Below are 1,145 nucleotides of genomic sequence, written 5' to 3'. Positions count from 1 at the left end.
GTGCGCATGGAGGGTAGACATGAGGGAGACACGCCTGGCTCGAACAGCGGTTTTCGTTACTTGATCCCGAATGACGCCGGAAGGGATTACTCTGCCACTGTATTGGTAGCGCGAGGCCGAGTAGTTATTGCTGAGTTGATACGATCACTGGGGGAAATGATTGATAGCGATGATTTTGATTTTGTTTTTGATGATAGCGGAGACGTTACTGCGACAGCTAAAGGCGGGGGGATTACGGTTCCTCGTGGGACATTTAATCATCGTTTGGATATGAATACCGTGGTGGGTCCAGTATGGGCGGATCTTGAGGTTGTTCATCCTGAATTTCTTATGACGGCCGGTGGAAGTCTGAAGGTTGCGCTGCGGGGGCAAGAGATTAGCGTCGAGTGGCCGTGTAGCGGGACTATTGACGCTAAAATTAATGTTTTAGAAAGTAATTACTATCTACTTCAATCGCTCATAGATTTGTATCCGGGCAATACTTTGCGTTACGGCTTAACCATCACAGCGACCTATCAATTGATCGATGATGCCGCCGGCGGCGCGTTAAAAAGAATAAAATTTGATACCGAAAGCAATGCAGTCCCTGAGCCAGGCGATAATTTTTCCGAATTTGACGATGCCGTTAAGCGTAAGATGAATTTGGAAGGTCAAACAATGGATATAACACTTATACTGTTTTTTTTGCTAGGGCTGGCGATGGTGCAGGCTGCTGAAGTTTTACTTCGGTTGTTGGCGATGGATGCGTCGGGGATGATGGAGGGTGCAATCAAAGATCAGTTCCCTACGGGCCGCGCTGTGACGGGATTTATTGCGGAAAATCTCGAGCTTAACTACGGCGAGACCATTCAGATGCTCAATTTACAGTCCCCTTATGATGTCGGTCTGTTCGGTCGCCTCAATCCCGCTCAAACAACGTTCGCCATCACCACGCCGGAGCCCCGTATTGCCGCCGGCGCGCCGCACTATGCTTTTGAGGTTTTTCCTGAAAGAAATGGCCTGAAATGGGCTGTTGAAGACCTGCAGCGTCGTGCTGTCAGCGCAGGTACAATCGATGAAAATACAGGGGTCTACACACCTCCGGCAGCGAATCAGATCGAGGGGCGTTTCACCCGTGTACGGGTCACCGCAACCGACCCTGTTAC

At 50.0% G+C, this 1,145-nt stretch carries 1 pseudogene; it reads left to right on the top strand.

What is annotated here, in order from left to right:
• Window positions 1-156: 156 nt before the first annotated feature.
• Window positions 157-1,145, top strand: a pseudogene (locus BLQ55_RS31080) (hypothetical protein); the annotation flags it as partial.

Source organism: Pseudomonas sp. NFACC13-1 (assembly GCF_900104425.1).
GTDB classification, from domain to species: domain Bacteria; phylum Pseudomonadota; class Gammaproteobacteria; order Pseudomonadales; family Pseudomonadaceae; genus Aquipseudomonas; species Aquipseudomonas fluorescens_AA.
Note: the sequence above shows the minus strand (reverse complement) of the source record. Positions and strands in the feature narration are given on the sequence as shown.